The sequence below is a fragment of the Shewanella holmiensis genome (assembly GCF_025370255.1).
Classification (GTDB): domain Bacteria; phylum Pseudomonadota; class Gammaproteobacteria; order Enterobacterales; family Shewanellaceae; genus Shewanella; species Shewanella holmiensis.
The window spans coordinates 1-20,596 of the sequence record NZ_JAMTCD010000003.1 but is presented as its reverse complement, the minus strand read 5'-3'; the positions used below and the strand labels follow the sequence as shown (position 1 = coordinate 20,596).

The following is a 20,596-nucleotide window of genomic DNA, read 5'->3' as shown; positions in this document are numbered from 1 at the left end:
ATATCGTCAATGATTACGATTATATAGCGGATGTGCAATATACCTAGCCACTAGCCACTAGCCACTAGCCACTAGCCATTAGATGTTAAGTATCTTCTGACTAACAAGATAATGATATCTCTTGCGACGCCGATAACGTCTGACAATGAGTTACTACAAGCTTTTAATCAGCATTTATTTTTTATCGATACAAAAAAGCGAGTTAGGCGCTCCTTACTCGCTTAATTATTTGGCTGTTATTTAATTGGGCTGTTGCTCAGCGATACCGTCTTCAGCATTAAACTGGGCGACATCTAATTGACCTTCACTTTTACCTATCACCACCGCGGTCATCATATCACCCGTAACATTGGTTGCGGTGCGGATCATGTCGATAATGCGATCGATTGCCGCAATAAACGCAATTCCTTCTAATGGTAAACCAATCACGCCTAAGGTGACGGTTAACATCACCATGGCACTGCCTGGTACGCCAGCTGTACCCACTGAGGCAACTGTTGCGGTTACGGCAATCAGCATGTAATCAGTCATATCTAGGGGGATGCCGTAGATTTGTGCAATAAAGATAGCGGCAATCGCAGGGTAAATTCCGCCACAACCATCCATATTCATTGTCGCACCTAATGGCAATACAAAAGCACTATAACGTTTTGACACTCCCATAGATTCACTACAACGGGTACTGGCGGGTAAGGTGCCGAAACTCGAGGCTGTACTAAATGCTACCAGTTGTGCAGGCATCGCTTTACGGAAAAATTTTATCGGACTGAGGCCTGCGGCAAATTTCACTAAACCACCATAAACAAAAATGATATGGATTAAAGCGGCTATGTAAATGGCAATGATAAATTTACCTAGCGGTAACAAAGTGCTTAAGCCATATTCGCCAACAACCCATGCCATTAAGCCGAAAACACCAATAGGGGTCAGTTTAAGTACCATGCGAGTGAGTTGGAACATGACTTCAGAGCTGGCCTCCATCACTTTTTTCAGTGGTTCTGCTTTTTCGCCCACGGCATTGATTGCAATTCCCACCAAGGCTGCAAATACAATAATTTGCAATACTTTACCTTCCGCCAAAGATGCAAACGGGTTAACAGGGATCATATTCAGTAAGACTTGGGTAAAGCCTGGAATATCACGTTCTCGAACCTCGCTGGTGGCTAATTCAAGTGAGCCTCCCATGTCGATTAAACTGCCCACAGCAAGCCCAATAAATGATGCTACTGTTCCGGTAAACATAAATAAACCTAAGGTTTTCATGCTTAAACGAGTTAAATTTGTTTGGCCACCTAAAGAGGTAATACTGACGACGATGGCACAAAATACTAAGGGGGCAACCAGCATTTTTATTGCGCTGATGAATAAATCACCTAAGGGTTTCAAAACCACGGCAGAACTGCCCAACGCGACACCAACAAGGGTACCTAAAATGAAGCCGGCTAATACTTTCTGCCAGAAAGGAATACGTTTAAATGTGTCTAAAATCATCGGGAAATCTCATTGTTATTATGTGATTAAGCAGTATGCGGGTGATATACATGCTAATAGCAGTTAACTTATCCGTCTTCAGCGGTTTGTGCAAACTAGTTTATTTAGATAGATGAAGCAAATTTAATGGCATTCTAGATAGGCAAATACAGACAAACAACGTTAATTTGATATAACTTATAATTATATATAACGATGTTAATATAATAACTAGATTTAACTAAATAGTTACTTTGTTCATAATGCGATGCATTCAATAAAAATAAAATTAAATCATGGGGATAGGTTTTGTCTGAATTGTGGGTTATGTTTTCTGGAGCCTTTTTAGCTGCAACCTTGTTACCAGGTGGATCAGAAGTTTTACTTATTGGTTTATTACAACACAACAGTGAACCTTGGCTACCTTTGTTGGTCGTAGCAAGTATTGGTAATACTCTTGGCGCTTTAACCAGTTATTATTTAGGTCGAATAGGACGGTTTGCTAAATCGCCTGAAGATTTTAATAACCAACATTACCAACGTTCATTGCGTTGGTTTGAACGATTTGGCGTGTGGGCATTATTATTATCTTGGTTACCCCTTGTTGGCGATATTCTGTGCTTAATTGCTGGTTGGCTTAAATTACCGGTCGTGCCTTCAACATTGATTATTTTATTAGGTAAAACGGTTCGCTATAGTCTGATTGTATTTGCTTTTATGGCTACCATTTAATCCCTAATGATCTTATTTATAAACTCAAGGAGAGTGTTTTGAAAAAGTGGATACTTGCTGTCGCAGTCAGTGCGGCAATATCAGGGTGCGCCATTGAAAGCGCAAATGATGCTATTGATGTCACCACAGCACAAGCAAGCTTGCCAGCGGGTGTGAGTTTAATTGAAACGGTTTCAGTTAGTGACAGCGAAATCGGCATTCCGTATAAGAAATATCGTTTAGCCAATGGGCTGACCGTCATTTTACATCAAGATAGATCAGATCCATTAGTGCACGTTGATGTGACTTATCATGTAGGGTCTGCTCGTGAGCTCGCTGGACGAAGTGGCTTTGCTCACTTATTTGAACACATGATGTTTCAAGGCTCACAACATGTTGGTGATGAGCAACACTTTAAAGTGGTCACCGAAGCTGGTGGCACATTAAACGGTACAACAAACTCAGATAGAACCAATTATTTTGAAACTGTACCCAGTAATCAGTTAGAGAAAATGTTGTGGTTAGAATCAGACAGAATGGGCTTCTTTTTACCTGCATTAACGTCTGAAAAATTTGAGGTACAACGTGAAACGGTTAAAAATGAACGTGCTCAACGGATCGATAACCGGCCTTACGGCCGTTTAGGTGAACGCTTTGCACAGGCGCTTTATCCCGAAGGACATCCTTACTCTTGGCCGGTGATTGGTTGGCCTGAAGATCTTGATCGTGCAACGTTAGATGATGTGAAACACTTTTTCGAGCGATGGTATGGTCCGAATAACGCCACTTTAACCATAGGTGGTGATTTTGATGAGTCACAAACATTGTCATGGGTGAATAAGTACTTTGGGGAAATCCCATCTGGTCCTCAAGTTGATTCAGCCGCTAAAACGCCAGTAACATTAGATAAAACCCGCTATCTATCAATGGAAGACAAAGTGCATTTACCTTTGCTATATATTGGTATGCCAACGGTTTATGCCGGTCACCCTGATGAAGCAGCCCTCGATTTACTGGCCAATATCATTGGTGGTGGGCCAACGTCTTTGTTATATAAAAACCTCGTAAAAGAAGGCTATGCGGTTCAGGCTTCAGTTGGCCATCCCTGTCAGGAATTGGCGTGTCAATTTACTTTATATGCTCTGGCAAACCCGGCAACAGGCGGCAAGTTAGATTTACTTGAAGCCAAAATTGACGAGTCCATCGCTGAATTTGAACAACGCGGCGTCACTGACGAGGATCTTGAAAAAGTGAAAGTTCAGTTTGAGGCCGACACTATTTTTGGTTTACAAAGCGTGAGAGGCAAGGTGTCTACCCTAGCGGCTAATCAAACGTTTTACGGTAACCCTAATATGGTCGCACAGGATTTAGCACGCTATAACAGTGTGACTAAAGATGATGTGATGCGAGTGTTTAAGCAGTATATCAAAGACAAACCTAAAGTGGTGATGAGTGTGGTGCCTGAAGGGCAATCACAACTTGTCGCTAAGGCTGATAACTTTTCACCCGCACTCTTACCTGTAGCTGCTGAGGCCGTCACAGGCTTGACCGATATTAAGCCTGTAGTGTCAAGTTTTGAACGGGCAAAAATGCCTCCGCCAGGTAAAGCTCCTGTATTAACTGTTCCCACTCTTTGGACGTCATCATTGAGTAATGGCATAGAGGTAATGGGCACAGAAAGTAAAGAAACGCCTACCGCTGAACTTGTGATTTACCTTGAAGGTGGACACCGTGCAGTGCCAGTGGAAAAAGCCGGTTTAGCTCAGCTAACCGCGGCCATGATGGGGGAATCTAGCACGAAACACAGCACAGAAGAGTTAGCCCATAAACTCGAGATGTTAGGCTCTAGCATTAGTTTTGGTGCTGGAGGCTCACAGTCTTATGTTCAAGTCTCTAGTTTGTCTAAAAACCTTGCTGCAACATTGGCTATTTTACAAGAGCGTTTATTTACCCCAGGCTTTAATAGCGCTGATTTTGAAAGGGTAAAACAGCAACAATTACAAAGCTTACAGCAGGCTATGACCAATCCGAGTTATCTAGCGAGTAATGGTTTTTCTGCTTTGTTGTACGGTAAAAACACTGCGATGGGCAGTAGTCAGCTGGGAACCGTTGAATCACTCTCAGCGATAACCCTTGAAGACGTTAAAGCCTTTTATCAGCAACAATATACTGCTGGAAGTGCACAAATGGTGATGGTGTCTGATTTAGCGAAAGATAGTGTGATGCCAATGCTAAGCGGATTAAGTCAGTGGGGTGGAAAGGCAACGGCGTTATCCCCCATCAACAAACGTCTTTATGCGGCACCAGCGACTATTTACATTATTGATAAACCGGATGCAGCGCAGTCGGAAATTAATATCGGGAAACGTGCTTTGTCCTATGATGGCACGGGTGAGTATTTTAAGGCTAACTTGATGAATTATCCTCTAGGGGGGGCTTTTAATAGCCGCATAAACCTTAATTTACGCGAAGATAAAGGTTATACCTATGGCGCAAGAACTCAGTTCAGTGGCCAAGAAGACACGGGTGAATTTATTGCCTCTGCAAGCGTAAGAACCGATGTTACTGGTGCTGCAATTGCAGAATTTATTAAAGAAATTCAAGCCTATCAACAAGCGGGAATGAATGATGAGGAGTTAGCTTTTTTACGTAATTCTATCACTCAAGGCCAAGCGTTAGATTTTGAAACGCCATATCAAAAAGCAGGGTTTATTCGCCGGATTCAGCGATATCAATTAGATCCTCAATTTACCCAGCAACAAACTGAGATAATTAATTCTATTACGACGACTGAATTAAACTCACTTGCTAAATCGCTATTGGATATCAATACTATGGTGATATTGGTTGTGGGTGATAAAGACGTTATCCAAGAGCAGTTGGCTCCATTAGGTTACCCAATTCAAGTAATAAATTAATTCATTAAATCATTGGGTTGAATTGAACCTATTTAACCCAATATAAGTATTAAGAAGTCAGTTAAAACGGTGGCAGAATCTCTGTTGCCGTTTTTGTTTACAGTTTTTTTGCCAATTTGGTAATAATCTCGGGTATTATCGGGTCTAGCTGTTAATCATGCGAATCCATCAGTAGAGAATAGTATATTGAAATCTTTCAATGAAATCGTCGACCAACTAGGCGACAGTGAAGGGCGAACAGCCTTACTTGGTATGTTACGTGGCATAGAACGTGAAGCATTGCGTATTGACGATAGTGGTCGGCTTGCGCAAGATTTGCATCCTCAAGCGTTAGGTTCTGCGTTAACACATTCAAGGATCACTACCGATTACAGCGAAGCACTTCTTGAGTTTATTACGCCTGTTAATAACAACATTGATACTTTACTGGAAGGGTTAACCCAAACCCATGCTTACACCGTTCGTAATTTAAATGGCCAGAAACTTTGGCCCGTTAGCATGCCTTGTTATGTCGGCGATGTGAAAAATATTCCGCTTGCACAATATGGCACCTCCAACAATGGCCTGATGAAAACCCTTTATCGAAAAGGCTTAACTCACCGTTATGGTGCGTTAATGCAGATTATTTCAGGGGTGCATTTTAATTTTTCTGTCTCTGCTGAGTTATGGCAGCGTTTGTTTGATAGCAAATTATCAAACAACCCTCAGATGCGTTCAGATTCATTAAGCCGTTGTGAGTTTATCTCAGAATCTTACTTCGGATTGATCCGCAATTATCGCCGATTAGTTTGGGTGCTGCCTTATTTGTTCGGTTCATCACCTGCGTTATGTTCTTCGTTTGTCAAAGATCAAACGATTGACTTTGACTTTGAAAAAACCGGCAAAGGAACCCTTTATTTACCTTACGCCACATCACTACGAATGAGTGATTTGGGCTATACCAATAAAGAGCAAGATACGCTCAATATCAGTTATAACTCTTTACCTGAGTATCTTGATGGGGTTCAAGCTGCAATTAGAATGCCCTCTAAAAAGTTTGAAAAAATCGGCGTTAAAGTCGATGGTGAATATCGCCAGTTAAATAACAATATTTTGCAGATTGAAAATGAGTTTTACTCACCAATCCGTGCCAAACGTGTCACTAAAGCCGGTGAAAAACCTTCACAAGCGTTGATGCGAGCCGGAGTGGAATATATTGAAGTGCGTGCTTTAGATGTTAATCCATTTAGCCCAGTAGGCATTGATGCCACTCAAGTGCGCTTTTTGGATCTGTTTTTACTTTATTGTTTGTTATCACCTTCGGCATTAACCGATGAGCACGGCGAAAAAGAAATTGCTGCTAATCTAAAAGCCGTTGTACTTGAAGGACGTAGACCGGGATTAATGTTAAAGCAAAATGGCGACGACATTAGTTTACAGGCATGGCTTAAACATATGTTTGCTGACTTATCACGTTTAGCGATATTGTTAGATGGTGAGCATGAACATGGTTATCAAAATGCTTTAAACCATTGGGCTGCAGCTATTGATGACCCAAGCCTGACATTATCAGGCCGTGTGTTGAATGAAATAATCACCAAAGACGTTGATCACGGAGTATGGGTAAGCCAGCTAGCTAATAACTACCATGAGTTTTTAACAACATACCCCTTAAGTCCAGAAACTGAACAACAGTATAAAGATGAAGCTGAGTTATCACTTAACAAGCAACATCAGATTGAAATGGAATCAATGCCAAACTTTGATGTGTTTTTACAAGAATACTTTAACGAAGTGGCTTCTCCTGAATTATACAGCGGCTGCAAAGCCTAATTAATGGTTGTCTGTTGAATGAATGACAAAACTTTAGGTCATACTTGTTCTGCAAAGGTGTTACTCACCTTAATTGTGATTATTGGCTTAATATCGGGTTGTGCATCATCGGACAATGCTAATCAATGTGGCACAGTATCAGCTTATCTTAAACCTGATCCTGGAAAATACCTTTATCGCATCGTGGTAACTCACCTTGATGGTGTTCCGGTTATTTCTAGGCCTAATTATGTATTGCCTGTGGGTGAACATAAATTCACAGTGGTTGAGCTTATTAATTCACCAGAATTGAAAGTCTCACTTTCTGCGCGCGGCACAAAAATACTGACAGTCAATGTCGAGGCCGATCAGCGTTACCATATTGGTGCACAAATGTTTACTGACAAAATCTATGTTGGGCGTAACAGTGACTTTTGGCAGCCAGTGGTATTTCAACAAGAATCGCATCAATGTGAAATAGATCCTCTACCTTAAATTGCATTATGCGTTTATTGATGTGACACTTACTTTTTGTTTTTATTGGCTATTGAGGTGTTATGAAACCGTTTCTGTACATTATGAGTTTATGCTGCACCATTGTATTGTCCGGTTGTGCAACCTCTCCACCTGCTGAACCCGAAAACCTTTGCTCCATCTTCAAAGAAAACCGCTCTTGGTATAAAGCAGCGGTAAATACCCGAGAAAAATGGGGCGTGCCTGTTCATGTGCCTTTAGCCATGATGTATCAAGAAAGTTCTTTTAAGCATAATGCCGCTCCACCGATGGAATACTTTTTAGGGTTTATTCCCACGGGACGGGCAAGCGATGCCTATGGTTATGCTCAGGCAAAAACGCAAACATGGGATGATTATGTAAGAGAAACGGGTAACTCCTGGTCTAGTCGCAGTGATTTTGATGATGCAATGGATTTTATGGGGTGGTTTATTTATAAAACCAATAAAGTCAATGGCGTGTCTAAATGGGATGCGAAAAATCAGTATTTGAACTATCACGAAGGTTGGGGGGGCTATAAGCGTGGCTCATATAAAGCCAAAAAGTGGTTAGTGCCTGTGGCTCAAAAAGTCGATAACCGTGCTAAGCGTTATGCTCAACAATATAATACCTGTAAAGATGACCTTGATTCTTCTTGGTTGTGGCGCTTATTTTTTGGTTAGGGCCACCTCAGTGCGATCAACAAGCCATAATACCACCAGATAAGGTGGTATTTTTTTGAATCGAATTTTATTACTTTAAATTACCGCTAATGTGTCGATACAATGTAACCGATTTGTAAAATCTTGTTTTTACAGACGGTGTCGAATTCAACAATAATAACAATACGATCGGATATTATAATGCAGACTTCTTTCGAAAAATCGATTCACCGTAAATTGTTAGTCCCAATTTTAGTTATTGTTGTTCCCTTTTTACTGTTAGTCAGTATGTTGGATAGCAATATCAGTAAAACAACGGTTATTGGATTAATCATCGGTCTAGTGGTTTGTCAGTGGCTGGTGGGCCTGTGGAGCATCCAGCATCACTTACAGTCTCGCCTGGCTAGATTACATCAATATTTGCAGTTGGTGGTGAATACTGAAAAAGCCCCAGAGGCGCCACTTAAAGATCATCAAACCGATGAGCTTGCCACTATTACTAACGAATTAAGTCAGTTTATTGAAGGATTAAAAGTGGTCCTTGATGAAATTCGTATCGATGCCAAAACCTTTAAACAAGAAGCCAAGGTACTAACCGAACAAATGCATCATGCTGAAAATTCAGTTGATAAAAGTGTTCAAGAAAATGCCCAAATAACTTTATCGCTACAAGAGATTGCTCATACAGCAAATGAGTTATCCAGTAATGCCGATGAATTAAAATCTACCTCAGCAGAAGTGCATCAACTGCTGCAAATTGGCAATAAAGACGCTATCGATAATCAAGCTGCGATGACAGATTTTGCGAACGGAATTGAGAGCATGGTTAATGATTTAAGCTTGCTTAACAATGACAGCTTAAAAATTGGTAATGTGTTAGAGGTGATTAAAAGCATTGCCGAACAAACTAATTTACTTGCACTTAACGCAGCAATTGAAGCGGCGAGAGCGGGAGAGCAAGGAAGAGGCTTTGCGGTTGTAGCAGATGAAGTCAGAGCTTTGGCACATCGTACTCAAGAATCAACGGTAGAAATCCAAACCATTGTTGAGCAACTGCAACATAAAGCCCAAAATGCGGTAACAGGCATCGGCGAAAGTCAGCGAATTAGCCAGCAAAGTGTTGCACAATGCCAGCGAGTGACAAAGGCATTTAAAGATATTGAAGAGGCGTACAGTTTACTCGACAATGTGGCTAGCAATATGACTTACAGCATTCAAGGGCAACAATCTTCTACCGAAAGCATTAACCAAAGAGCGAATGAAATTTCTCGTTTAAGCCAAGATGTTTCCCATGGCTTGAGGGTAGCGACACAAGGTGCTAATGCGCAAAGTAAAACCTCAGATAAACTAGAACGCGTGCTTGGTCGAATTTGTGTTTAATTTCATGTTTAAGCACGAATAAAAAAGGAGCCGATGGCTCCTTTTTTATTAGTGCTTAAACATGATGTATCTGCTGAAAAAGTTTAAGCAAATTCAGCTAAAACCCAATCGAGAGGCGCTTGATATTGGCTAGGCATCCAAGATTTTAATTGTTTAATGGTTGCATTTAACGCGTCGGTATCGTGTACCGATAGATTTAAATGGCCCACTTTACGTCCAGGACGGACTTCTTTGTTATACCAAAATAATTCCGCATTTTGCAGGCTTAACCAACGGTCATCTTTTTCGACACCAATTAAGTTCACCATGACACATTGAAAGTTTACTTGTGGTGTGTGGATTGGCAGATTACATAACGCGCGTAAATGCAATTCAAACTGATTAATATGACATCCAGCTTGGGTCCAATGGCCAGAGTTATGAACGCGCGGAGCTAATTCATTGACCAACAGGTGTTCGCCAACGCGAAAACATTCCATCGCCATCACGCCAACGTAATCAAGACCATTCATAATGGTTGCAAGCATGGCTTCAGCTTCAGCTTGAAGGTGATTTAATCTGCTTAATGGCGCAATAGAAGCCATTAAAATACCATCTTGATGCAAGTTAAGCGTTAGCGGGTAAAATAAGCAGCTGCCATCTTGAGTTCGCACACCGACCAATGAGACTTCTTCGTCAAAATTAATCGCTTGCTCAGCAATAGCTTGGTTACGCCAATCATTTGGGATACTGGTCGATTGCGCTTGTTTTAGCCAATGCTGACCTTTACCGTCATAACCGCCGGTGCGGCGCTTCAACAATACTCGATCACCATATGCTTGGTGCAGCTCATCAGCACTGATTGAGTCATTGACCAATTGCCAAGGCGCTGTCGCAACTGACAGTTCATCCAGTAGGCTTTTTTGGGTAAAGCGATCGGCTAGTCGGCCAAACACTGGACCATTAATAAAGTGAGGATGCTGGCTCAGTTGTAAACTGGTGCTTGATTCTGGCCATTGCTCACGTTCGGCGGTGATCACATGTGAACTTTCAATCGGTAAAATATCACCGTTTGGGGTCATAATATCGACAGGACGAACGTCAATCGCTAAAGGTTGCCCTGCGTGGCTCAGCATGGCACCTAATTGGCCATTACCTAATACCCAAACCGTATGTTGCTGGCTCATTAGTCTTCTCTCGGATCTGGATTATCTAAAATTGAACGAGTTTGCTCGTCACGGAAAGCGTCAATTCGGGCCGCTAACTGAGTATCTGATGTTGCTAAAATTTGGCTTGCAAGTAATCCGGCGTTAAATGCCCCAGCAGTACCAATCGCCAAAGTACCTACAGCAATACCTTTAGGCATTTGTACAATCGACAACAAGCTATCCATGCCAGATAACGCTTTACTTTGCACTGGAACGCCTAAAACCGGTAAACGTGTTTTAGAGGCAATCATGCCAGGTAAATGAGCCGCGCCACCTGCGCCACCAATAATCACTTTATAGCCTTTGTCGGCAGCGGTACTGGCAAAGTCCATTAGTTTGTCTGGAGTGCGATGAGCTGAAACCACTTCAACGTGATAAGGCACTTGCAGTTTATCCATAATTTCTGCAGCGGCTTCCATTGTTGGCCAATCACTTTTAGAACCCATAACAACAGCAACAAGAGCTTGCATGGTTTACTCCTTAATGTACTTATTCAATTGGTATATTTAGCGTATTTTCTATGCTGTATAGCACAGGGGAAATCGCATCAATAATAAGGCGATAAAAAGGTGACAGATAATATCATGTTGGAGGGGGTTGCGCTGCGGTTTAGTGTTTTGTGAGGCTAACACTTAGTTTAGATATTCGGATACTGAGATGGATAATAATTAACCGCTTTTAGAGTTAACGTGCACCAATTTAGATTTTATTTAGTTATAAGATATAAATTTAGTGCATTATTACGTTGTAAACGGTACGTTATTCTGAAAGGTTAAGTTATTTGTTCAATAATGTGTGTGATTAGAATGAGTCGACTATTATTTAGAGCATGAATAATCAAAAAATAAATATCTTGATAAAGGTTTCGGAAAATGACGACATTTAACAGTCTAATTATAGGAGGAGTCATCTCTATTTTGCCTTTTGTGGCAAACAGTGCAGAACTTGAAGCTGTTCTATTAGGTGAGTTTTCTAACAATTCGATTGATGTGACGCAAATGAAGCCTATGGCCGTGCTTGATTTATTGACACAAAATAGCCAGCAAGATTTAACCTTTACCTTTCAAGAAATGAGTATGACCCGCGGGTGGATGGAAATGCCCAAGCTTGAAAATGCATGTATGTATAACAAGGTCAAAACACCAGCCCGTGAAGAAATGGGCTATTTTAGCCAGTATCCTATTACCTTATACCCGCCATTGAGATTAATTGTACGCAGTGAAGATGCTAAGCATTATTCGACCGATTTTGATATTTCATCCATTCAAGCGTCACAACAAATGCGTTATGCGCTCGCTAAAAACCGCTCTTATGGTGTGCTCGACGCACAAATTGCCAATAAAAAGCAATTGCTGTTTTTTCGTGATGGTCCCAATTCGGTAGAAAAATTGCTTGAAATGCTTTCACTTAATCGCATTGACGGCTTCATAGAGTATGCCGATACCGTGAATGCTTATATTAGTGAACATCGGGTTGGCTATGAAATTAAGAGCATTCCAATTAAAGGCGTGAGTAAGCCTTCACCAGGCTATATGGTTTGCTCTAAAACCGACTATGGTTTGCAATTGATAAATGCCATTGATAAAGCCATGAGTCAGGCTTCTTTTCAGCAGGCGTTGATTAGCATTCATCAGGAATTTGCATCAGTGGAAGATAAATCATTATTAGGGGATGAGTTAATAATGATTTTTGAGCATTCAAACTAAGTTAAGTTTGAATGGCGTTGTTCGTTAAAGGACTGCAATTTTTACAAAAGGATAAGCATTACCGTTTTTAGTAGGAGTATTATGTGATCTATTCTGCGATGAAAAGAGCCACTATTTCAGTTTTGAAAATGGCCGAATCGAATCAATTGACATCTTTAGTGTGCTCACTCTTTCTCGGTGCTTTTATCTTATGCATGCCAGTAAAAGCCGCGCCATTAGAAGGCATTTTATTAGCTGAAACCGACAGTAACCAAAGTGATTTAACTAAAGCACAACCACTAGGTATGTTTGCTGTTCTACTCGACCACAGAGATAACTTATTTAACTTTACTCAGCAGCAAGCCAGTTATAGCCGCTCGTGGAGTGACTTAAACAAGCTAGGCAATGCTTGTATGTATAATAAATTTAAATCTGCAGAACGTGAGCAGGTGTCATATTTTAGTCAGAAACCTATTACTGTTTACCCACCGTTAAGATTTATCGTATTAAAAAAGAATCTCCATTTATTCCCTAATATTATTGACTTTAAACATCTTCCGCCAAGTATGAAAGGTAATGTTGGTGTGGTTACTGCCCGCTCCTATGGTGATAACCTTAACCCGATTATTGCAGAACATCCTGAGTACTTTTATTTTCGTAGTGGTATGAACTCAACTAATAAACTATTAGAGATGTTAGCCAAAGATAGGGTCGTGGGAATTTTGGAATATTCAGCTGAAGTGGGTTTTATTAAACAAAAAATCGGTTTGGAATTTGAGCATTATGCCATTCCTATCAAAGGCGTATTACAACCTAGCTATGGTTATATGGCATGTTCTAAAACGCCAACGGGTAGACAGTTGATTGACAGTATTGATGCTGTTATGAGTAAGCCCAGCTTTATACAGGCTTTTATCGACGAGCATAATCGTAATTTAGATGAGGATGAAAAAGCCTTAATTAAACCCGCGTTTGATAAAATATTTAAATCAGAATAATAATTGCCATTTTATAACCCTTTTTTAAATTGACATCGTTTGTAAGCTAAAACGTCTTCAATAAAGGGTTATTTATGCAACATCATTCTCATGCTTTGAAGCAACCTGTGTTGCTCACGGCTTATCGTCGTTTAGGACTGATTATTTTGGCGCTGGTTTTAACAGCTTGTAAGCATCAAACCGCCAACGAAGACGCGCATAAAACACGTTTATCTGCCAATGAAACCACGGAAACACTTACCCAAGACAGTTTTGAAGTCGATGCTGCAGTGGTATCCGCTGAGCCATTATCAAAGCATGGCTTAACTCGCTCGATGATAACAACGGATGCGCCAACGCAAAACCAGGGACGTTTTATTCGTTATGTTCAAAATGGCAATATGGTCACGGCTGAAACGCCCGTTTCTACTTTTTCCATTGATGTGGATACAGCAAGTTATACCACGCTTAGGCAACAAATAAACCTGGGTCTTTTGCCGCAAAAAAATAGCATTCGAGTTGAAGAGTTAGTGAATTACTTCGATTACGATTACCCGATCCCTAATGCCAATGAGGCCCCTTTTAGCCTTCACACTGAGTTAGCCCCATCACCCTATAATCAGGATACAAAACTGCTTCGCATTGGTGTGCAAGGTTACCAATTAATGCCAGATCAAATTAAGGCCCGAAACCTGGTGTTTTTGATTGATGTGTCTGGTTCTATGTCATCGGCCGACAAATTACCATTATTAAAACAAGCGCTATTGTTGCTTAGTTCAGGATTAAATGCCCAAGATAAAGTATCGATAGTGGTTTATGCCGATGGCGTTCGCCAAGTATTAGATGGTGTGAACGGCAATGCTTTATCGCAAATAAGGCAAGGATTAAATAGCCTCGACGCTGGTGGCGGAACCAATGGGGGCAAAGGGCTTGCGTTAGCATATGAGTTAGCTCAAAAACATTTTATTGAGCATGGGGTTAATCAGGTTTTGTTGGCAACCGATGGTGATTTTAATCTTGGCATGACCAATCAAACTGAATTGGTCAACTATGTAGCTCAACAAAGGCTAAGTGGTATAGGGTTAACAACACTCGGTTTTGGACTGGGGGCTTCAACTGCACAATTTAATGATGGACTTCTTGCAGAGCTGGCGGCAAAAGCCCACGGCCAGTATGCGTATATTGATACCCTGAATGAGGCTCGAAAAGTGCTTTATGATCAATTATCGCAAACGTTGGATATCATTGCCGCTGATGTAAAAATTCAAATCGAATTTAATCCTGCTATTGTGGCGGAATATCGCTTAATTGGTTATGAAAGTCGCCAGTTACAGCGTCAAGATTTTAATAACGATAAAATTGATGCCGCTGAAATTGGTGCAGGCCAAAGCGTCACTGCATTGTATGAGTTACGGTATAACGACAATTCACAATTATCCCAACCACCATTACGTTATAAATCGACTGAAATGGGCAAGCGCCCAGGGGCTTTATCTCATCGTCAGTCGTTTGATAGCGATGAAATTGCTTTTTTATCGCTTCGATATAAGCCTTTCAATGGTGGGCAATTAGCCGCATCGAAAAGCCAGCTTATTAGCCAGGCCATTTTAGCCAATATTGAGTATAAAAATTTACAGCAGGCGAGTGATGATTTTCGGTTTGCCGCTGCAGTTGCCGGTTTTGGTCAACTGATTAATCATAATCATTATGTACATAATATTGATTATGATAAGTTAATTAGCTTAGCCGCAGGGGCAATGGCAGATGACCCTTTTGGTTATCGGCATGAGTTTTTACAATTAATGCGCTCTACTCAGTTATTAGTTGCACAAGGAACCCCGCAAAGTGGTGGCTTTTATGATGATGCAGACGAGCGTCAATATCCCCACAAAGCGGCAGCAGAAGCTTATCCTATGCCTGAACCGATAATTAAAGGCGAGCGACAATGATTGCCACCTAATTCAACACATTGATTTAAAGAGAAAGTGGATGACACTACAACCTGATACAAGTGCAGCCGTTGCAACCGAAATCGATAATGGTGTATCGACAACCGATGAGCAGTTAATGCTGGCATATCAAGCGGGCGATCTCAGTGCTTTTGAACAGCTATACAAAAAGCATAAAGGCCCTTTATATCGTTACTTTGTTCGTCAATTACGTGATAACACATTAGCCGAAGATTTATACCAAGAGGTTTGGGGCAAGGTGATCAAAGCCGTGGCAACGTATCAAGTGAGTGCAAAATTCACCACTTGGTTATACAAAATTGCTCACAACCTGATCATTGATCATATTCGTGCAGTAAAGCCATTAGATGACACTCAGGCTTTAGGTGAAGACCAAACCATGGACAGCTTTAATGCCGCCAGTGACGTTGAGCCAGACCAACAATTGCAGCAACAGCAGCAAGCCAAGATGCTGCAAGGATGTATTGATTTATTACCTGCGGTGCAAAAAGAAGCTTTTTTGCTGAATGTCGAGTTAGGATTAACCGCCGCAGCCATTAGCGATATTGCCAAAGTGACATTAGAAGCGACAAAGAGTCGTATTCGATATGCTTACCAAAGCATTAAGTTATGTGTCAGCCAAAAAACTCAGGAGGCATAAAGATGGTTAAAGATAATGATGAAGCCTTCTTAGCCTTGCGGGATGAGATTTCAACGCTATACCATCATGGTGTAAAAGAAGAGCCATCGGCACAATTAGATGAAGCTGTTTTAGCAATGGCGCAAGCCGAACTTCAGCGTGCTAAAACGGAAAATATCCAGGCTAAGGCTGGCAGTACCACTGTTGTTGAGCTAAAAGGTTGGCAGCAGTATCGCTGGCAATTATCGACAGCGGCATCGGTTGCGATTGTGGCCGGCTTGTTTATGATGATGCCAATGCAACAACATTCTGATCCTGCTCAGATGGCGGTACCTGATGAACCCCACACGCCGATGTCTTTGATGCAAGCGCCATTACCCGCTACAAGCAATGTCAGTGCTGATGACATCATTCAGGCGGATAGCAACTTGCGCGCGGCCAAGGCGGTTAATCCGTCTGAAATGCAGCCCGCAGTAATGTCAGCACAAAGTAGTCAAAACAATACCCAGTTAGCGGCTGAGCAGCAAAAGCAACAAAGTGATAATTCAGCGTCAAAATCGTTGATGTCAGATCTGAAGCCATCAAGCCGTGACAGCATGACGTTTGAGTCGAAACAGTCATTTTCAAAACAAGCAGAGTTGATCACGCTTGATACGGCCGAAAAAGCGATGGAGACACTGAATCAGTTAGTAGCCTCGCAGCAATGGCCTCAAGCCGAGCGTTATTTGTTAAGCATGGAGCAAAGATTTCCTGAACTTAATGATCCTAAACACCCGTTAAATAGTGATTATCAGTTAATTAAACAGCAACTGACCGCACGTTAAATTAGGATATTCAGTTGAAAAAGACCAAGCCTCGGCTTGGTCTTTTTATTTGCCATTAAACTTGTCGGTGCCGTCAGGATATCAAGATGACAAACATAACCGTTGTCATTGGTTACACTTTGACGCTTTCAAAAATATCACATTCTGGTAACTTTACTGCCAATAACAACATAAAAGGGAAAATGGCTCGTGATGAAACTTCGTCGTTCAGTATTAAGCTACATGGTTGCACTGGGTTGTGTTAGTGCATTTTCAACGGTGGCCTATGCCAATAATGGCTATTACCGCGCCCCAGCATTACATGACAATACCTTAGTGTTTACCGCTGAGGGAGATTTATGGAAAACCCAGCTCAACAGTAAAGTTGCTAGCCGTTTAACGACTCAAGCGGCAGAAGAAACCGAGGCGAGTATTTCACACGATGGTCAGCGCTTAGCTTATACCGCCAATTATGAAGGTGCGACAGAAGTTTATGTCATGCCTATGGCCGGCGGCGTGGCAAAAAGAGTCAGTTTTGAAAACTCCCGAGTGCGCCTACAAGGCTGGACGGCAACTGGGGATATTGTTTATTCAACCGATAACGCTTTTGGTCCGGCGAATTACTGGGTACTGAAAACCATTAACCCAGACACGTTAGTGGTGACCGATTTACCGCTTGCGGATGCGATAGAGGGCACCATTGATGCCAAAGGCGAATATGTTTACTTTACCCAATTTGGTCTTCAAGCCAGTGGCGACAATGCCAAAGTGTATCGTGGTGGTGCCAAAGGAGAGATTTGGCGTTATCAATTAGGCAGTGATAAAGAAGCCAAACAGTTAACCTTACAGCACCCGGGGTCAGTTCGTCAGCCAATGTTATGGCAACAAAGAGTGTTTTTTATCAGTGATGCTTCGGGCAATGACAATATCTGGTCAATCTCATTAACGGGCGACGATATTAAGCAGCACAGTCAATATACCGATTGGCAAATTAGGGATGCAAAATTACATCAAGGTAAAGTCGTGTTTCAACAAGGGGCTGACATCAAGCTTTTCGACCTTGCTAGCAATCAAGAATCAGTTGTTGATGTTGATTTAAGTAGTGACTTTCCACATCGCCGTGAACATTGGGTGAATGACCCAATGGAGTTTGCCACCTCAACCCGTTTAAGCCCAAAAGGCGATCAAGTGGTTATCACCGCTCGTAGCCATGTCGCTATTGCCAATAAAGATGATCGCCGTCTGATTCAAATTGCTTCAGCAGCAGATACACGCGTACGGGATGCCATATTAAGCACCGATGGTCAGTGGGTATACGGCATTAGTGATGCATCGGGAGAGCAGGAAATTTGGCAATTTCCGGCCGACGGCACTGACGGCGCTAAACAGCTAACAAAAGACGGCAAAACACTGCGCACCAGTCTAAGTCAGTCACCTAATGGCCGTTATTTAGCCCATGATGACTATATGGGCAATGTGTGGCTACTTGATTTAGCGAATAATAAAAACATAAAAATAGCCGCCGATGGCGAGGGTTTAGGGCCTTATCAGGATATTGTTTGGTCTCCAGACAGTAAATTTATTGCTCTCACGAAAGCCGAAATAGGTAAACAGCGTCCTCAAATTGTCTTGTATTCAGTTACTCAGGCAAAAGCGCAAACCTTGACCTCTGATAAATATGAGTCATTTTCGCCTAGCTTTAGTCATGATGGTGATTGGTTATATTTTCTGTCTAACCGCGACTTTAAAGCCACTCCAAGCTCACCTTGGGGCGACAGAAACATGGGGCCTGTATTTGATAAACGCACGCAGATTTTTGCGTTAGCACTGAATAGCAAAGCACAATTTCCGTTTGCCAAAACAACAGAATTAACCGCCGCAAACCAAGACGACAAGGTAGAAAAAGCTAAAACTAAGCTTGATTGGCAGGGGTTAGCGCAACGCTTATGGCAAGTACCTGTTGAGGCTGGTAATTATAATCGCTTGCAACAATCTTCCACAGGTTTGTATGTGGTTGATAGCGTTAATGATAAAAGTGCATTGAAGTGGATTAAGTTTGATAACATTGCCCCTAAAGCGGAGGTGTTTGCTGACGATATTGCTGACTTTACCCTCGCCAATGATAACGCGACCATCATGCTGCGTAAGCAAAGTAATCCTAAAGAGTTGTTAATTGTAGCTGCAGGAGAAAAATTACCCGCTGATGTGAGTCAAGCTAGGGTGAAAACAGAGCAATGGCAACTGCGGATATCACCGATGCAAGAGTGGCAACAAATCTTTGAAGATGCCTGGTTGATGCATCGTGGACAGTTTTTTGATACTCAAATGCGTGGACTTGATTGGCAAGCAACCAAAGCTAAATATCAACCGTTATTGCAACGACTCACCGACAGAAATGAACTTAACGACATCTTTGAGCAAATGATGGGTGAGCTCGACTCGCTGCATTCGCAAGTGCGCGGTGGTGATATACCGCAGGACAAAGATGCCGCTAAATCAGCCTCATTAGGCGGGCGCTTAAACCTGACCACCAAAGGCGTTGAAATAGCACATATTTATCAAAATGACCCAGAGCTACCTAGCCAAGCATCGCCACTGGCGCGTATTGATGTTGATGCCAAAGTGGGCGACATAATCAAAGCGATAAATGGTAAACCCGTAAGCCACTTGGGCGATGTGACTCAGCTATTGCGTAATCAAGCTAATAAGCAAGTATTGCTTACGTTAGAACGTGGTCGTGATCAGCATCAAACCGTGGTATTGCCCACCAATACCGCAACCGATGCCAAGTTACGCTATTTAGACTGGGTACATCACAATCAAACTAAAGTGAGTGAGGCGTCAAAAGGGGAGTTTGGGTATTTACATTTATATGCGATGGGCGCAGGCGATATTGAAAGCTTTGCCCGTGAGTTTTACACCAACTATGACAAGCCAGGCTTGATTATTGACGTAAGACGTAATCGCGGCGGCAACATTGATAGCTGGATTATTGAGAAACTGCTGCGTAAAGCGTGGGCATTTTGGCAACCAACCCATGGCAGTGCCAATACCAATATGCAGCAAACCTTCCGTGGAAAATTGGTGGTATTAGCCGATCAAATGACTTACTCAGACGGTGAAACCTTTTCAGCAGGGATTAAAGCCCTAGGTATTGCGCCATTAATAGGTAAACAAACTGCTGGGGCAGGTGTGTGGTTATCGGGGCGTAACAGTGTGACGGATAATGGTATGGCACGCGTGGCAGAATTCCCACAATATGCGATGGATGGCCGCTGGGTGGTTGAAGGCCATGGTGTTGAACCTGATATTGAGGTGAGTAACTTACCCCATGCCACTTATCAAGGTGACGATGCGCAATTAGAAAAAGCCATCAGCTATTTGAAAGAACAGCTAGTGCAAAGTCCTTATCAACCATTAAAAGCGCAACCATTACCTAAAACCGGTAAAGCAGATGATATTCACGCTAATTAATCAGCCGAAACATATGGTTAGATAGCGTCGACTTTATCATTTACAGCCCCATCACAGATGCAATGCCGATCGTTTAAGGGCACTTGACCGATCTTGAAGATGAATGATAATCCCTACCAGTATTCTGGTGGGGATTTTTTATGTTTGAGCAAGAGCTTGAATTAGTTCATGAGTCTGTTGAAGAAAGTGGGTCTTATGGTTCTGTAATGGAGGCTATTGATTCAAAGTGGATCGAACAATCACTCCTTTCAGCTAACAAGGCGAGTATCCGTAATCGCCGTCTGCCTGCGCAGCAGGCAGTCTGGCTAGTGCTTTGGATGGGATTAATACGTAACCAGTCCATCAAAGAAGTCTGTAGCTCTATGGATATAGCACTTCAATCTGGAGATTCCACCTGGTCTCGCGTAGCACCGAGTGTATTGACGGATTGCCGACGACGCTTAGGTGAAGCTCCAAT

At 42.0% G+C, this 20,596-nt stretch carries 16 protein-coding genes; 13 read left to right on the top strand and 3 right to left on the bottom strand.

Features of this window, described 5'->3' with window-relative positions:
* Nucleotides 1–240: 240 nt before the first annotated feature.
* Nucleotides 241–1,491: a dicarboxylate/amino acid:cation symporter gene (locus NE535_RS03190; protein WP_261297255.1), complete on the bottom strand. Its 1,251-nt coding sequence runs from the start codon at nt 1,489–1,491 to the stop codon at nt 241–243.
* Between the two features lie 288 nt (nt 1,492–1,779).
* On the opposite strand from NE535_RS03190, the gene NE535_RS03185 reads away from it, so the two are divergent.
* The 6 genes from NE535_RS03185 (at nt 1,780) to NE535_RS03160 (ending at nt 9,424) form a co-directional block, all read left to right on the top strand.
* Entirely contained in the window at nt 1,780–2,202 is a 423-nt protein-coding gene (locus tag NE535_RS03185) for a YqaA family protein (RefSeq protein WP_261297254.1), read from the top strand.
* 38 nt (nt 2,203–2,240) lie between these two features.
* On the top strand, nt 2,241–5,099 hold the full coding sequence (locus NE535_RS03180; protein WP_261297253.1) for a M16 family metallopeptidase: 2,859 nt from the start codon (nt 2,241–2,243) through the stop codon (nt 5,097–5,099).
* 186 nt (nt 5,100–5,285) lie between these two features.
* Complete coding sequence (gene gshA, locus NE535_RS03175) at nt 5,286–6,911, top strand: glutamate--cysteine ligase (RefSeq protein WP_261297252.1); 1,626 nt, start codon at nt 5,286–5,288, stop codon at nt 6,909–6,911.
* 18 nt (nt 6,912–6,929) lie between these two features.
* Nucleotides 6,930–7,385 (top strand): hypothetical protein, encoded by a 456-nt coding sequence (locus NE535_RS03170; RefSeq protein ID WP_261297251.1) that lies wholly within the window; start codon nt 6,930–6,932, stop codon nt 7,383–7,385.
* A 62-nt stretch (nt 7,386–7,447) separates the two neighbouring features.
* On the top strand, nt 7,448–8,065 hold the full coding sequence (locus tag NE535_RS03165; protein WP_261297250.1) for a transglycosylase SLT domain-containing protein: 618 nt from the start codon (nt 7,448–7,450) through the stop codon (nt 8,063–8,065).
* Between the two features lie 180 nt (nt 8,066–8,245).
* Nucleotides 8,246–9,424: a methyl-accepting chemotaxis protein gene (locus tag NE535_RS03160; protein WP_261297249.1), complete on the top strand. Its 1,179-nt coding sequence runs from the start codon at nt 8,246–8,248 to the stop codon at nt 9,422–9,424.
* A gap of 83 nt (nt 9,425–9,507) precedes the next feature.
* Here NE535_RS03160 and purK read toward each other — a convergent pair whose 3' ends face one another.
* Together purK and purE are read right to left on the bottom strand one after the other, a co-directional pair.
* Complete coding sequence (gene purK / locus NE535_RS03155; protein WP_261297248.1) at nt 9,508–10,590, bottom strand: 5-(carboxyamino)imidazole ribonucleotide synthase; 1,083 nt, start codon at nt 10,588–10,590, stop codon at nt 9,508–9,510.
* Nucleotides 10,590–11,081 (bottom strand): 5-(carboxyamino)imidazole ribonucleotide mutase, encoded by a 492-nt coding sequence (gene purE / locus NE535_RS03150; RefSeq protein WP_261297247.1) that lies wholly within the window; start codon nt 11,079–11,081, stop codon nt 10,590–10,592. Before purE ends, purK begins: the two co-directional genes overlap by 1 nt.
* A gap of 402 nt (nt 11,082–11,483) precedes the next feature.
* On the opposite strand from purE, the gene NE535_RS03145 reads away from it, so the two are divergent.
* From NE535_RS03145 to NE535_RS03115, 7 genes are all read left to right on the top strand, one after another.
* The gene (locus NE535_RS03145; RefSeq protein ID WP_261297246.1) at nt 11,484–12,317 is read left to right on the top strand and encodes a hypothetical protein; all 834 of its coding nucleotides are present in this window, start codon (nt 11,484–11,486) and stop codon (nt 12,315–12,317) included.
* Between the two features lie 83 nt (nt 12,318–12,400).
* Nucleotides 12,401–13,294: a hypothetical protein gene (locus NE535_RS03140; protein ID WP_261297245.1), complete on the top strand. Its 894-nt coding sequence runs from the start codon at nt 12,401–12,403 to the stop codon at nt 13,292–13,294.
* Between the two features lie 74 nt (nt 13,295–13,368).
* Nucleotides 13,369–15,222, top strand: coding sequence for a vWA domain-containing protein (locus NE535_RS03135; RefSeq protein ID WP_261297244.1), 1,854 nt, complete (start codon nt 13,369–13,371; stop codon nt 15,220–15,222).
* Between the two features lie 118 nt (nt 15,223–15,340).
* Nucleotides 15,341–15,883 carry a sigma-70 family RNA polymerase sigma factor gene (locus NE535_RS03130; RefSeq protein WP_261297424.1) on the top strand — a complete coding sequence of 181 codons (543 nt, stop codon included), beginning with the start codon at nt 15,341–15,343 and terminating at the stop codon, nt 15,881–15,883.
* A gap of 2 nt (nt 15,884–15,885) precedes the next feature.
* On the top strand, nt 15,886–16,686 hold the full coding sequence (locus tag NE535_RS03125) for a hypothetical protein (protein WP_261297243.1): 801 nt from the start codon (nt 15,886–15,888) through the stop codon (nt 16,684–16,686).
* A 192-nt stretch (nt 16,687–16,878) separates the two neighbouring features.
* Nucleotides 16,879–20,139: a S41 family peptidase gene (locus tag NE535_RS03120; RefSeq protein WP_261297242.1), complete on the top strand. Its 3,261-nt coding sequence runs from the start codon at nt 16,879–16,881 to the stop codon at nt 20,137–20,139.
* A gap of 140 nt (nt 20,140–20,279) precedes the next feature.
* A partial coding sequence (locus tag NE535_RS03115; RefSeq protein ID WP_261297241.1) for a transposase domain-containing protein occupies nt 20,280–20,596 on the top strand: 317 nt, incomplete at its 3' end.